This is a genomic window from Plantactinospora veratri (assembly GCF_036421995.1).
In the GTDB taxonomy this organism is placed as follows: Bacteria; Actinomycetota; Actinomycetes; order Mycobacteriales; family Micromonosporaceae; genus Plantactinospora; species Plantactinospora veratri.
Genome location: NZ_JAZGQL010000028.1, coordinates 78912 through 92681, shown reverse-complemented (window position 1 = coordinate 92681; position 13770 = coordinate 78912). Strand labels below are relative to the sequence as shown.

Here is a 13770-nt window from a genome sequence, read left to right as displayed (position 1 = left end):
GGACGGGGGCGTACGTACGATCCCGACCGCCGCGCGAGCGGCCCGGACCGTTGGAACGACCGTGATCTGGACAGCCGGTTCCCGTACCGCGGTGATCAGTCCCCACCAGCAGCTCCAGTTCGCCGAACCGGGTGCCTTCGCCGACCAGACCGTACGTCAGGTGCTGCACCAGGCCGGTGGCGGAGAGGCCTTCCGGGTGCGCCGGACGAACCTCTACGGCGCACTCCGTTGGCCATCGCCGCTGCGCCGGTCGACCGGCGTGTGACAGCGGACGCCGAGCCGGACAGGTAGGGGGTATGGACGACGAAGGAAACCCAGATGAGCGAAGCTGACCCTGGCGGCCGGGAGGAGCGGTTCCGTGCCCTGCACCTGGAGACGTACGCGGATCTGCTGCGTTTCGTCGAGCGGCGGGTACCGACCAGCGAGGCCGAGGACATCGTGTCGATGGTCTTTCTGACGGCCTGGCGGCGCTTCGACGAACTGCCGGACGACACCCGGCCGTGGCTCTTCGCGGTGGCCCGTAAGACGATGGCGAATCAGGCGCGCGGCTGGCTACGGCGCCGAGCGCTGGACGTACGGCTGGGCTCGCTGGAGGCGCGCGACCTCTCCGACGAATCCTCGGGTGCGGCGGTGCGGATCGACCTGGGACGCGCCTGGGTCGCCCTGAGTACGGCGGACCGTGAGGTTCTCGCGTTGGTCGCGTTCGACGGTCTGACCGCCGAGCAGGCGGCCGTCGTGTTGGGCTGCCGGAGGTCGACGTTCGCGATGCGGCTCGGCCGGGCGCGACGACGACTCCAGGCCGCCCTGGAACCGGCCGGACCGGCCACCCGCCCGTCTCTCCGCCCCCATCCGCTCAAGGAGCAGCAGTCGTGGACCCAAGCATGAAGGACCTGGAGCAACTGGCCGTGCTCGACCCGGCGCGGGAGCGTACGCCCACCGAGCTGGAGTGGGCGCGATCGCAGGCGTTCGTCGAGCGGGTGATGGCCGGTGGGGTCACCCGGAAGTCGGCCCAGCGGCCGGTGCGGCGTTGGCTGGGGGTGGGCGCTGCCGCAGCGGCGGCGGGCGTCGTCGCGGCTCTGGTCGTGCCCGCGCTGCTGCCGGGGGCGGCCGAGAAGGCGATCGCCTCCTGGACGGCCACGCCCAGTTCGCGCACTGGCGAGCAGGTGCTGCCGCAGGCGCGGGCGTGCGGCGCGAACGAGGTCGGTGGCTCGTCGACGGTACGCCCGGCCGACGTGCTCCTGGCCGAACAGCGCGGGGTCGCGACGCTGCTCATCCTGAAGAAGAGCAGCGGCAACGTCGTGGAGTGCCTGAGCGTGGGCGAGGACCAGTTCGCCTCGATGGCACTGGCCGACAGCCGCCCCCTGCCCGCCCCGCCGGCCAGCATGGTCAACCTGGAGACGATGAGTTCCGTCGGCAGCGGCGACAGCATGTGGTCGAACATCATCGGCCTGGTGGGCCCGGGTGTCACCGGGGTGGACGTGCGGCTCGACGATGGCAGGCTCTTCCAGGCCAGTGTGCGGGCCGGCTGGTGGGCGGCGTGGTGGCCGGGGCCCGAGGGTGGCGAGGTCGACCGCCTCACGGTGCTCGTGCACACCGCCAACGGAACGACCAGCTACCGCCCCTCCGAACTGCCCTGAGTACCTCCGGCTGTGGCGGCCCCGGCGGGTCGCCACAGCCGGACGGAACCGACCCGGTCACCGCCCGATCCCGTTCGCGCCGCCCGCCAGATCCGGCCGCCGGTCCGGACCGGGTCCGGACCGGCGGCTGCCGGGATCGGTGTGGCGATTACGGTACGGCGACGTCCGGCGTGCCGTCCCGGTCGAGCGTGGTCGGGCTGGCCGCACCCGCCGCCACCGCCTCGCCGCGCTTCTCGTCGGCGTAGACCATCAGGGTGGAGCCGACGATGGCCAGCACGATGCCGATCGTGGCGTAGACCGACGGCACCTTCTGGTATACGGCCAGCGAGAGCACCACGGTCAGTACCGGCGCCAGCGCGTTGGTCGTGGGGGCGACGATCGAGGCCTTGCCCCGGCTGAACGCCATCACCAGGAACAGCGCGCCGACGGCGTTGAGCAGCTGGGTGACCGCGGCGAGGGACGGTGCCTGCCATGGGGCGTCCAGCGCGAGGCCGCCGGCCATCCAGATGGCGATCGGCGCCAGCAGCAGGCCACTGATCGTCATCCAGGTGAAGGTGGTGGCGTCGTTGACCCCGACCGTGGCTGCCTTGCGCATGAAGTAGGCCTGCACACCCCAGGCGACGCAGACCACGATGGCCAGGATCAGCCACGCCCCGCCGGTGGCGGATCCGTCGCCGTCGCTGACGCTGAACAGCACGACCGCGACCAGCGCGGCGGCCGCGCCGACCATGGCGAGCCGTGGGATGCGCTCCCGCAGCAGTGCCATGGCCATCAGCACGGTGATCGCCGGAGACAGCGCGATCAGCGGGAAGATCAGATAGGCCGGGCCGATGGTGAGCGCCTTGAACAGCAGCAACTGGCCGCCGGCACCGGTCAGCCCGACCAGTAGGCCGTAGGCGGCGGCGATCGGGCGGCGGTCCAGCCGGTTGCCGCGCAGCGCGGCGACGGCTGGGATGATCATGGTCAGCGACCAGACCACGTACACCATGCCGTCGGGGTAGCCGTAGTCGCTGGTCGGGACGGCGGAGAAGGCTCCCCAGACGCCCCAGAAAAGTACGAGCAGTCCCGCGTACGGGATCCAGCTCCGGCTGATGCGGGAGATAGTCGTTGGCATCTGCGCCTCCTCAGGCAGCGGTGGCGGGCGGGGCGGTCCGGAGATGCTCGAGCGCGTCTGCGCGGAGCGGGCTGCGGGCCTGTTTCGCGGCGTAGAGCGCCGCGCCGACGACCGGTGGGTACATCGGCTGACGAAGGTCGTACCGGTCGTGCAGCGTGTGTAGGTGCGCTCGGAACTCCTCGCGTACCTGTGGTGCGTTGAAGGTGCCGCCGGAGTAGGAGACCTGCACCTGCTCGTCGGCGGAGTAGCCGAGCCGGCTACGGGTGGTCTCCACCAGGAGGGCGAGTTCCCGGCCGGCCTCGGCCAGGATCGCCGTGGCCGCCTCGTCGCCCCGGTCGGCGGCGCCGGTGACCAGGGCGCTCAGCGCCGCGATCCTGCCACGATCGCCCTGCCACCGGTTCAGCACGACGTCGATCAGATCCAGGTCCGCGGTGAGCTTCAGGTGGTCGCGCAGAACGTCCAGGAGCGGGCCGGCGGGCTGCCGACCGTCGCTCATCCGGGAGAACGCCTGCAGGCCCCGGATGGCGATCCAGTACGCCGAGCCCTCGTCGCCGAAGAGTTCGCTCCAGCCGCCGACGCGCAGACCACGGCCGGCCCGCTCGCCGTAGGTCATCGACCCGGTACCGCTGATCACGTTGATGCCGTCCACGGCGCCCAGCGAGCCGGACCAGCCGCAGACCATGTCGTTGTCGACCCGGTACCGGTGGTGGCCGAGGATCTCCCGTGGCAGCGCGTCCAGTGTGGCGATGTCGCCGCTGACCTCGCCGTAGGTCGGGATCCCGAAGAACGCGAAGTCGATCCCGGCCGGGGTGATGCCGGCCGTCGCGCAGACGGCGCCGACGCCCTCCTTGAGGACCCGGGTGACCAGGTCGATGCCTTCGCTGAAGTAGTAACTGCTCGCGGTCGTCGCCTGGGCCACGATCGTGCCGTCCGCCCTCAGTAGGCAGAAGGCGGTCTTGGTGCCGCCGCCGTCCACGCCGAGGAACATGTGTCTCACCTCCGTGTGGCGTTGCTGCCGGCGTAGGCTCGGCCGCCGTCCGGGCCGGGACGGCCGTGATCTGGACCTGTCGTCGGCCCGGCCGTGGGCTGCCCGCCCAGGGGGTACATGATCGCGCCCTGGACGACCCGGTTGACCTCCCCGCCCGGGAAGGGGTTGTCGGGGGTACAGCCGAGCGCCAGGGAGAAGTGCAGGCCGATCAGCTGCGCGCAGATCACCGCCGGCAGCGCCAGCGCGGCGTCGTCCACGTCACCGACGTCGGGCAGGAGCCAGGTGTTGCCGTCGTCCCCGGCTCGCCGCCCACCGCGGCCGGTCACGGTGACGAGATTCCGCTCCGGGATGACCCGCAACAGCTCGGCGGCCATGTCCCGGTCGTACTGGCTGGTGTACGGGTCGTTGGACTCGTAGCTGACGACCAGGGTCCGGTCGTTGAGCACGGATTTCGGTCCGTGCCGGAAGGCCAGCGCGGTTTCGGCCAGCGCGACCGCGCGACCGGCGGTCAGCTCCAGGACCTTCAGGGCGGATTCCCGGGCCAGGCCGTGCAGGGCACCGCTGCCGAGGTAGACGACCCGGGAGTAGCCCCGGGCGGCGAGGTCGGCGGCTGCGGCCGGCCGGGTGCCCAGCAGTTGCTCGGCCGTGGTGGCGAGCCGCTCCACCAGGGGATCGTCGGGGCCGCCGAGGGCCAGCAGGCCGGCCAGCACCATGCCGGTGAAACTGGACGTCATCGCGAAGCCCCGGTCGTTGGCGGCTTCGGGCAGCAGCAGCACCTGTGAGGTCGACCGGTCGGCGTGCTGGCGGGCGAGCTTCCCCTGCCCGTTGCAGGTCACCACCAGGTGCCAGCAGTCGGTCAGTACCTCGGTGGCCAGTTCGGGGGCGGTGACGCTCTCCGGGCTGTCACCGGAGCGGGCGAAGGAGACCAGCAGGGTCGGTACGTCCTCGGCGAAGCAGGCCAGCGGGTCGGCCACGATGTCGGTGGTGGCGACCGCCTCCACCCGGCGACCGAGCCGCCGGCGTAGTGACGGCGCCAGCACCTCGCCGACGTACGCGGAGGTGCCCGCACCGGTGAGCACGATGCGCAGCTCGGGCCGTTCGAGCAGCGGTTTCAGAAACGTGGCGGTCGCGGTACCCGATTCCGCCGCCAGCCGGCCGATCTGCCGCCAGACGGCCGGCTGCTGGGTGATCTCCCGACTGGTGTCGAGGGCGCCGAGCCGGCGCAGGTGCTCAGGGTCGTGGCCGAGGAGGATGCTCATGCTGCCCGCCTCCGTCGCACGGGGGTGGATGCCTGGCGGTAGCCGCGCAGGACGTCGCGGATGTGGTCGAGGACGAGTTCGACGGGATGGTTGCCGAGGGTGCCGTCGCGGACCCGCCGGTACTGGTCGGGAAGGTACTGGCTGAGCAGCGGCAGCGGGATGTCCCGGCCGGTCAGGTTGGCCAGCAGTCGCCGCTGCGCGTCCTGGATCTCCGGGTCCGGCCAGTAGTAGCGCATCCGGTCGCTGTAGCTGTACCGCCGGGCGAGGCGCTGCTCGGCGGCGCCGCCGGTGTAGTACTTCGTCCACTGTCCGGGCTCGGCGAGCATGCGCTGCTCGACCACCTCCGGCAGGTTCGAGCGGTCCTGCTCCGTGACGAGTTCGGCCTCGATCGCGGCCAGCGCGAAGAGAGCCTCCCGCAGCGCGAAGGTCAGGCCGGGCCCGACCTTGAGCACGGCCCAGTGGTCCTCGACCAGGGCGGCGAGTCGCGGGACGGTCTGGTAGTCGGTGGAGTGGGCCTCGAAGACCATCGTCGGCTCGTCGTCCAGGACCCGCTGTAGGTCCTTGGTACGGTCCCGGTCGTAGTCCACGACCCGGAGGTGGTCGAACTCGACGCCCGGCTGCACGACCAGGGCGATCACCTGGGGCCACACCTGTTCGAGCCCCTGCTCGGCGAAGGCCGCCCGGTGCCGGGCCAGGGTGCCGCGGGCCGACTCGGCGGTGCTGGGCAGGAGTTCATCGATCGTCTCCTCGGCGCCGCCGGGCACCGGGACCTCGGTGCCGATGACGTACCGGAGTTCCCCCGCCCGGCCGATCGCGGCGGCGGTCTTCTCGGCGACCGCGAGCATCCGGGCGGCCCGGGCGGCCATCACCTCGTCGGTCAACGGGGTCGGATCGTCCGCACAGGGGTAGCTGCAGTCAAGATGGATTTTGGTGAACCCCGCTTCGACGTACGCCGCCACGAGTACGTCGGCGCGGGCCATGGCCTGCTCCGCCGGCAACGAACGCCACCGGTTCGGGCCCAGGTGGTCGCCGCCGAGGACGACCCGCTCGCGAGGCAGCCCGGCCCGGTCGGCGGCTTGGTACACCAGGTCGCGGAAGTCAGCCGGTCGCATACCGGTATAGCCGCCGTCCTGGTCGACCTGGTTCGAGGTCGCCTCGATCAACAGCAGGTCGCCGTCCTCCCGGGCCTGTGCCATCGCGGCCTGCAGGACCAGGGGATGGGCGGAGCAGATCGACGTGATGCCGACCGGTTCCCCCCGTTTGTGCAGGGCGATGACCGTGTCGAGCGGGTTGTTCACGGGCGGCTCCTCCTCCTCGGCGTTCCCAAGCTGGTAATGGACCATACTGGTATTCGCTCTGGTCGGCTACTGTCTGCCTGGTCGTAATCTGGTACGACACAGGGAGAACCGGAGCCGACCAGGGGCCGACCCGTCGTCGCTCCCCGGGGCGAGGCGAGGGCCGGCCGTGCCAGCGGCCGAAGTGTTCGACAGCTGCGACGGCCAACGGCTGTCCTCGGGCAGGCGAGGCTGTTTTCGGGCAGGCGAGGCTGTTTTCGGGCAGGCGGAGGCAGTCTTCGGGCAGGCGGCGCCGCCAACGGGTCGACCAGCGGGTGTTGCCGGCCCTGTTCCGGCTACCGCCGGGCGGCTGTCATCACCGATTGGTGATGGAGGCTCGGAAGCGGTAGCGGTCCCCCCGGTAGACCTGGGTGGTCAGCTCTATCGGGCGGCCGGCCTGGTTGAAGGTCAGCGTGGTGGCGACGAGCATCGGCATGGTCTCGCCGATCTCGAACAGCTCGATCTCCCGGGGCGTCGGATGGCGGGCTTCGCACGAGTAGTCGGCGACCCGCGGCGTCTGCGGCGGGTCCGCCGCGCGCAGGGTGGCGTAGAGCGAGGCGGTGTTGAAGTCGGTGTCGGCCAGGGCCGGGCAGGCCGCCAACGGCAGCCGGTTGTGTTCGAGTACCACCAGCAGGCCGTCGAGGAAGCGCAGGCGGTGCAGGTCGAAGAGGTCGGCGCCGGGAGCGATGCGGAGACTCTCGGCCTCGGACACCGTTGCCGGGCGAACGGTGGCGGAGAGGACCCGGCTGCTCGGCGTCAGACCGTTGAGGCGGGCGAAGTCGGCGAGGCCCTGCACCTGGGGGGTTGCCGTGGTGGACGCCGTCGCCGGCTCGGGGAACTGGTCGAGGTCGGCGACGAACCATCCGCGCGAGGACGCCGGTCGCACGATGCCGCGTGCCTCCAGGTCGGCGAGGGCGGCGCGAAGCGTCACGCGCGAGACGGCGTACCGGGTCGCCAGCGCCCGTTCGGAGGGCAACCGGTCACCTGCGCGGGCGGCGGAGGCGCGTAGGTCGTCGAGTAGCTGTCCGGCGGTGCGCTCGTAGAGCGGAAGCGCGTCGTCGGCGAACAGGCCACGGGGCATCCGCGTCCTCGCAACAGTCATACCAGCCAACCATACCAGTTCAGTCGATCCTGCGGCCGGTCGCCTGCGGGCGGCCCACCGCCTCGGATCGGGCCACGGGGGCCAAACCAGAAAACTACCGAGAACCGGCCATTGACAAGCCAAGACTATACCACTTACGTTCGTCGAGCAGACCATCCCGCAGCGAACGGGGAATGCTCGATGAGTGAGCTTCTGCTCGATCCTGTCGCCGCCAGCGTGCCGGGTCGACGGTTGACACCCCTCCGGTCTGCTCAGTGCGTCCACCCGTGACCGAGACGGCGGTGTGGCAGTCCAACGGACGGCGGCGCCCCGCTGCTGCTGGATGCGACGTCGAGCCGGGTCGACCAGCTCGGCGGCCACCCGGACACGCCGCCGTCGGACCATCCTGACCTCGCTTCGACACCGCAGGCCGTACCGGCACGTTCGACGTCGCCCGACCGAGATGATCATCAACGGCGAGCGGACGGCGCGCCTGGTTGTCGAGGACTGCGCAACGAGCCCGAAAGAGAGTTCGACATGACCGAGATGAAGCGGCGGAGCGTACTGAAGGTGGCACTGGGCGGCGCCGGCCTGGCCGCATTGCCTGCCCTGACCACGGGTGTGGGCGCCACACCCGCAGCCGCCGCACCGAACCGTGATCCCGATGTCGTCGGGGTCGGCGACACCTCCATCACCCTGGAGTTCGACGACAGACTGCACACCCGGGTGGCTCTGAAGGGCGTCGACGTCACGCGCTTCGACGCCAGCGAAGCCCTGATCCTGGCCGGTACGACGATCACCGACTTCAGCTACCGCGGACACCAGACCCGCCGGACCCGGCACCCCCGGCACGGCGCGGGCGTAACGGTGACCGTCCGGGGCGACTCCACGGCCGGCGTACGCAAGACGGTCGAGCTGACCTCCTTCCAGCGCCTGACCGGGATGATCGTGATGAGGGTGACCTACACCAACATCTCCGGTACCGAGCTGACGGTCACCGGGTGGCGCAGCAACGCACACGAACTGTTGGAGAAGCCCGGCGGCTTCTACACCTTCTCGGGTACCACCTACGAGGACCGTCGCGACTGGGTGCAGCCGGTGCCGGACGGGTTCGACCAGAAGAACTCGCTGGGGATGGACTCCTCCGACTACGGCGGCGGTACCCCGATGGCCACCGTCTGGCGTCGGGGCGCGGGTCTCTCCGTCGGACACGTCGAGCCCGTGGCGAGGATCCTGCGCCTACCGGTCCGCAAGACGCCCGACGGCGCGAGCATCGCCGTCGAGGGTGACACCCCGGGCACCCTGAAGCCAGGCCAGCAGCTCGGCACCGACACCACCTTCCTGACCGCCCACCCTGGCGACCACTTCGTGCCGCTCCAGCGCTATCGCGACTACATGAGCGACATCGGCCAGCGGGCCCCGAGGTCGCCGAAGTCCGCCTTCGACCCCATCTGGTGCGCCTGGGGCTACGAGCGCAACTTCACTGTCGAGCAGGTCATCGGGACGCTTCCCAAGGTGCGCGAGGTCGGCCTCAAGTGGGCCGTCCTCGACGACGGCTGGCAGACCAACGAGGGCGACTGGGACCTCAACCCGCAGAAGTTCCCGCGCGGCGAGGCGGACATGCGAGCCTTCACCAAGCAGATCAAGGACGCCGGACTGCGACCGCGGCTGTGGTGGGCCCCGCTGGCGGCCGATCCCGAGAGCAACCTGTTCAAGGAACGCCCGGACATGCTCCTGCTGGACCGGGACGGCAAGATGCAGAAGGTGACCTGGTGGAACGCCTGGACGCTGTGCCCGGCGTACCAGCCAACAGTGGACTACTTCGTCGGACAGGTGAAGAGGTTCGTCCGGGACTGGGGCTACGAGGGACTCAAGATCGACGGCCAGCACCTCAACGGCGTCACACCCTGCTACAACCCGGCGCACGGGCACGCCCGCCCCGAGGAATCGACCGAGGGCCTGGCGCAGTTCTGGAAGGCGGTGTACGAGGCCGCGCACAAGGCGAACCGCAACGCGGTCGTCGAACTCTGCCCCTGCGGTACCGCCTTCGCCTTCCACAACCTGCCCTACATCGACCAGTACCCGGGCTCTGACCCGACCTCGTCGTACCAGGTGCGGACCAAGGGCAAGACGATGAAGGCGCTGATGGGCGAGGGCGCCAGCTATGCCGGCGACCATGTCGAGTTGAGCGACGGCGGCGACGACTTCGCGTCGAGCTACGGCGTGGGCGCCGTCCTGTCGACCAAGTTCACCTACCCGGCGGGCCCGGACGAGGAGAACGTACTCACCCCGGAGAAGGATGCGCTCTGGCGCAAGTGGGTGAGCCTGTACCAGCAGAACATGCTGCCCGCCGGGGAGTACCGGGGCGACCTGTACGACGTCGGGTTCGACAAGCCCGAGGCGCACGTGGTGACCAAGCGCGGGGCCCTGCACTACGCCTTCTACGCCGACCGGTGGGACGGGACAGTCGAGCTGCGCGGCCTGGGCCGGGGGAGGTACCGGCTGACCGACCCGTTCCACGGCGTCTCGCTCGGCACCGTCGATGCCAGGCACAACACGGTGCGACTGACCTTCGAGAGGTTCCAGCTCGTCGTGGCCGAGCCCGTCGGCTGACCTGATCGGACCGTTGCGCCTTCCGGAGCGGAGGTGCCGGCGGTGGGAGATCCGGTTGATCTCCCACCGCCGGTACGGCATTCTGCGGTGGCTCCGCGGGGTACCGGTGTCCTGTCTCGACGACGAGGAGTCGACGATGCCCGGGTACCCCGCGCCCGTGTCACGCCGTCAGCGTTGCAGGGTCAGCAGACCCGGCCGGTACGGCAGGAGGCCGTAGTCGCCGCCGGAGTTGGGGGAGCGCCCCTGGTAGAGCAGTTGCAGGTTGCAGGGATCGACGGTCATGGTCTGGTCCGCGTTGCTGCGGATCAGTTCGCCGTGGCTGATGTCGTTGGTCCAGGTGGCGCCGCTGTTGGCCTTGCCGGCGAAGGGGTTGCTCTCGGTCGCGGCCTGTGGGGTCCAGGTGCCGCCCAGGCTGGTGGCGGTGAACGAGCGGAAGTAGCGACCCTGTGCGCCGATCGCCTCGACGAGCATCAGGTACCGGTTCTGGCCCTGGAGCTTGTAGACCTGGACGCCTTCGAAGAGGTTGTTCGTCGAGTCGGTCATGATGGTGGTGTAGTTGGCGCCGAAGCTGCCCGGGAAGTTTCCGATGGGCATGCTGGCCCGGTAGATCCGGCCGTTGTCCCCGGCGAAGAAGAGGTACATGTTGGTGCTGTCGCCGATGAGCGCCTGGTCGATCGGGCCGGTGCTGGAGTTGGAGATGCTGCCGGTGAAGAGCGTTTGGTGCGCCGACCAGCTGTTCACGTTGGTGGGGTCGGTCGAGGTCCGGTAGGAGAAGGCGGGGCCGCCCCACTGGTAGGCGAGCACCCAGACGTTGCGCGGGGCGAAGTAGAACAGCGACGGCGCGACAGCGGAGAACGGCATCGCGTTCTGGCTCGCCGAACCCATCTCGGACCAGTTCGTGAAGAGGCCGAAGTTCATCGAGCCCCACGTCGTTCCCGTGTCGTGTGTAGTCGCGTAGACGAGCTGCCTGCCGTTGTAGGGAGCGTGGGTGAAGTCCTTCAGCGACACCCAGCCCGACCTCGGCTGCGCGAGCGCACCCGTCGACGACCAACGGTACGTCGACGGGAGATTGCAGCTGCCCGTCGGCGGTGGCGTCGTCGGCGGCGTGGTGGGGGTGCCGCCGCCGTTGACCCGGACCAGTTGCCACTGCTGGTTGGTGCCGTTCCAGTCGTCGTACTGCACGACGTTGCCGCCGTCGGCGGTCGAGGCGCCCTGCACCTCCACCGCCTTGTTGCTGTTCCGGTTGATCAACCGGACGTAGCCGCCGTCGGAGTCGGCCAGTCGGAACTGCTGGTTGGTCCCGTTGCTGTCGGCCCACTGCACGATGTTGGCACCGTTGGCGGTCGAGAAGTTGTAGACGTCCAGCACCTTGTTGGAGAGCCGCGACCGCAGCCGGTAGTAGCCACCGCCCGAGTCGACGAACTGCCACTGCTGCTGGTTGCCGTCGTTGCGCGCCCACTGGGTGATCCGCGCGCCGTCGTTCGTGGCCAGGTTGTACACGTCCAGGGCCTTGCCACTGTTGCGGTTGACCAGCACGTACCACGCGCTCGTGTCGACTGTCGCCGCCGACGCCGGAGCCGGACCGAAGGCGACCGCCGCCGTAGCGACGAGGGCGGAGGCCACGGCGACGACGAGCGCGGACCGCCAGCGGCGTCGCGGGACGCGGACCGTACCCTGGCAGGCCGGTTCTGGAGCCGGCGTGACTGGTGGCGCCTGCGCCACGACATCCATAGTCTTTCTCCTTTGCCCGAAACCACACGGGGCGGGTGTGCCACGCGTGGCGGTGGTGGGGTTCCTCGCATTCCCTGGCGGCACAGAAGTGTGGGGTGACCGGCGACGCCGTCCGTCATTTCGGTGTGACGGCATGGGCGGATTCATTGCCGGGCCGTGCCTCGTTCTGTCCTCCCGGTGGTGCGGAAACCGAACAGTGTTACCGCTAACATGACCGGCCGCATGGCCTCACGGGCATCAAGTGAGACATGGGGGAACCGCTCAGGCGGGATGTACGGCATATTGCCAGACTGTTTCGAGGGATTCAAGGGGTGAACATCAATGCGTGGGCCGGGGTGCGCATCCGTGCGACCCACGATGCCGTACTCCGGATAACCCGACGTCGACCGCATGGCCTGATAACACTTTTCAGTGGAGAGAACCGGATCGATTTCTAGGATATCGAACCGCTGAATTCTGTTATCGCTGCCGCTGCCGAGCAGTCGCGGCTGGCGCCGAGGGCTTCCTGTGTCGGTGTCCGGGCGGAACACCACAGGCCGCTGTGCCGTGCCGCGAACCTGGCCGACGCCCTCGACGCCCTCCTCAAACGCATCGCCGCCCACGAAGCCCGAACCCAGACAACCGCGCAAGCCCTCGACAACCTATCCAAGAGGACCGCTTAGTCTGAGCGCAGAGCGGCCAGCTGCAGGGCCACCCGACCGCACGGGGAGCGTCATGATCACACGTCGCACACTGTTACGGGCGAGCGCTGGAGCGGCACTCACCACCACTGTCGGCGGCACGCGGGCCGCTCCCGCGGCAGCCGTCGATGCCGACCGGTCCGCCGCCGGTCCGGCGCGGCAGGTCGACCGTCCAGACCTGCAGGCGATCCTGGACCGGGCGGTGAGCAGCGGCCCGATCAGCGCCCTGGTCGAACTCCGCAACGCGGACGGCGTCTGGCGCGCCAGCAGCGGCTCGGCCCGGTTCGGTGCCGAGCTGCCGGTTCCCCTGAATGGGCGATTCCGGGTCGGCAGCGTGACCAAGACCTTCGTCGCCACCGTCGTGCTCCAACTCGTCGGCCAGGGACGGTTACGCCTGGACGACACGGTCGAACGGTGGCTGCCTGGTGTGATCCCGGGCGGCGCTCAGATCACCCTGCGGAATCTGCTGCAACACACCAGCGGCATCTACAACTTCACGAACGAGATCCTTCCGCACGTCATCTTTCCCCCAGAGAGCCTTGTTTGGGAACGCTTCCGGACGTACGCGCCGCAGGAGCTGATCGCCATCGCCAACAGGCACCCGGCGCAGTTCGAACCGGGCACGTCGTGGGGGTACTCGAACACCAACTACATCCTGCTGTCCCTGGTCATCGAGCGGGTTACCGGCCACGACTACCGGCAGGAGGTGCACCGCCGCATCCTGCGGCCATTACGGCTGCACGACACCACGCTGCCGGGCACCTACCCGTACATCCGGGGCCCGCACGCGCACGGCTACGTCGCGATGCTCCGCGACGGGCAGTACGTACCGGTCGACATCACCGCGTTCAACCCATCGATCAGTGCCGCGGCCGGCGAGATCATCTCCACCACGGCCGACCTGAACACGTTTTACCGCGCCTTGCTGGGCGGCCGGCTACTCAAGCCGGCACAGTTGCAACAGATGCTCGCCGACCCGATCGGCCCGATGGCATACGGACTCGGGATCTACCGGCTGGTGCTGCCATGCGGCACCACTCTGTGGGGGCACGACGGCAGCATCCCCGGATATCTCACCTACGCAGTCAGCACCGATGACGCCACAGCGCAAATGTCCCTATCGATCACGCCGTGGCTTGGCGACCCCACCGAACCGATCACCACCCTCGTCGTCCAGGCGATGTGCGGGAACCAGCCGCCAGCCACCACCGCCAGCGGCAGGAGCATCACCATCACCACAGTGGACGGGTGGTTGCCGACGTCCCGCGGGCTTTAGGCGTCATCGTCCCACACCGCTCGGGTTAACCTGCGCGGTGCAGGTACCGCCGGAAAC

The 13770-nt window shown here is 69.6% G+C and carries 12 protein-coding genes; 5 read left to right on the top strand and 7 right to left on the bottom strand.

Annotated features, from left to right (window positions below; all coding sequences use genetic code 11):
* Positions 1-91 precede the first annotated feature (91 nt).
* The 3 genes from V1634_RS28470 to V1634_RS28460 are packed head-to-tail and all read left to right on the top strand — an operon-like array spanning position 92 to position 1637.
* Complete coding sequence (locus V1634_RS28470; protein WP_331210803.1) at positions 92-265, top strand: hypothetical protein; 174 nt, start codon at positions 92-94, stop codon at positions 263-265.
* Positions 266-318: 53 nt separating this feature from the next.
* Complete coding sequence (locus tag V1634_RS28465) at positions 319-885, top strand: RNA polymerase sigma factor (RefSeq protein WP_331210802.1); 567 nt, start codon at positions 319-321, stop codon at positions 883-885.
* Positions 870-1637: a hypothetical protein gene (locus tag V1634_RS28460; RefSeq protein ID WP_331210801.1), complete on the top strand. Its 768-nt coding sequence runs from the start codon at positions 870-872 to the stop codon at positions 1635-1637. The genes V1634_RS28465 and V1634_RS28460 overlap by 16 nt, the downstream gene beginning before the upstream one ends.
* A 148-nt stretch (positions 1638-1785) precedes the next feature.
* On the opposite strand, the gene V1634_RS28455 is transcribed toward V1634_RS28460, so the two are convergent.
* From V1634_RS28455 to V1634_RS28435, 5 genes are all read right to left on the bottom strand, one after another.
* A complete protein-coding gene (locus V1634_RS28455) occupies positions 1786-2751 on the bottom strand; it encodes a DMT family transporter (RefSeq protein WP_331210800.1) in 966 nt (321 codons plus the stop codon).
* A gap of 10 nt (positions 2752-2761) precedes the next feature.
* A complete protein-coding gene (locus tag V1634_RS28450; protein WP_331210799.1) occupies positions 2762-3739 on the bottom strand; it encodes an N-acetylglucosamine kinase in 978 nt (325 codons plus the stop codon).
* A 5-nt stretch (positions 3740-3744) separates the two neighbouring features.
* Entirely contained in the window at positions 3745-4998 is a 1254-nt protein-coding gene (locus V1634_RS28445) for an SIS domain-containing protein (protein WP_331210798.1), read from the bottom strand.
* Positions 4995-6296 (bottom strand): D-tagatose-bisphosphate aldolase, class II, non-catalytic subunit, encoded by a 1302-nt coding sequence (locus V1634_RS28440; RefSeq protein ID WP_331210797.1) that lies wholly within the window; start codon positions 6294-6296, stop codon positions 4995-4997. The genes V1634_RS28445 and V1634_RS28440 overlap by 4 nt, the downstream gene beginning before the upstream one ends.
* 352 nt (positions 6297-6648) lie before the next feature.
* Positions 6649-7413, bottom strand: coding sequence for a GntR family transcriptional regulator (locus V1634_RS28435; RefSeq protein WP_331210796.1), 765 nt, complete (start codon positions 7411-7413; stop codon positions 6649-6651).
* A gap of 537 nt (positions 7414-7950) precedes the next feature.
* On the opposite strand from V1634_RS28435, the gene V1634_RS28430 reads away from it, so the two are divergent.
* Positions 7951-10026 (top strand): glycoside hydrolase family 36 protein, encoded by a 2076-nt coding sequence (locus tag V1634_RS28430; protein WP_331210795.1) that lies wholly within the window; start codon positions 7951-7953, stop codon positions 10024-10026.
* Positions 10027-10194: 168 nt separating this feature from the next.
* On the opposite strand, the gene V1634_RS28425 is transcribed toward V1634_RS28430, so the two are convergent.
* Positions 10195-11757: a non-reducing end alpha-L-arabinofuranosidase family hydrolase gene (locus V1634_RS28425; RefSeq protein WP_331210794.1), complete on the bottom strand. Its 1563-nt coding sequence runs from the start codon at positions 11755-11757 to the stop codon at positions 10195-10197.
* A 143-nt stretch (positions 11758-11900) separates the two neighbouring features.
* Positions 11901-12359, bottom strand: coding sequence for a hypothetical protein (locus V1634_RS28420; protein ID WP_331210793.1), 459 nt, complete (start codon positions 12357-12359; stop codon positions 11901-11903).
* Between the two features lie 112 nt (positions 12360-12471).
* On the opposite strand from V1634_RS28420, the gene V1634_RS28415 reads away from it, so the two are divergent.
* Entirely contained in the window at positions 12472-13713 is a 1242-nt protein-coding gene (locus V1634_RS28415) for a serine hydrolase domain-containing protein (protein WP_331210792.1), read from the top strand.
* Positions 13714-13770 lie beyond the last annotated feature (57 nt).

Coding starts and splice junctions, on each gene's coding strand:
- V1634_RS28465 (WP_331210802.1), top strand. CDS start 319: ATGAGCGAAGCTGACCCTGGCGGCCGGGAGGAGCGGTTCCGTGCCCTG.
- V1634_RS28425 (WP_331210794.1), bottom strand. CDS start 11,757: ATGGATGTCGTGGCGCAGGCGCCACCAGTCACGCCGGCTCCAGAACCG.
- V1634_RS28435 (WP_331210796.1), bottom strand. CDS start 7,413: ATGCCCCGTGGCCTGTTCGCCGACGACGCGCTTCCGCTCTACGAGCGC.
- V1634_RS28445 (WP_331210798.1), bottom strand. CDS start 4,998: ATGAGCATCCTCCTCGGCCACGACCCTGAGCACCTGCGCCGGCTCGGC.
- V1634_RS28430 (WP_331210795.1), top strand. CDS start 7,951: ATGACCGAGATGAAGCGGCGGAGCGTACTGAAGGTGGCACTGGGCGGC.
- V1634_RS28450 (WP_331210799.1), bottom strand. CDS start 3,739: ATGTTCCTCGGCGTGGACGGCGGCGGCACCAAGACCGCCTTCTGCCTA.
- V1634_RS28455 (WP_331210800.1), bottom strand. CDS start 2,751: ATGCCAACGACTATCTCCCGCATCAGCCGGAGCTGGATCCCGTACGCG.
- V1634_RS28415 (WP_331210792.1), top strand. CDS start 12,472: ATGATCACACGTCGCACACTGTTACGGGCGAGCGCTGGAGCGGCACTC.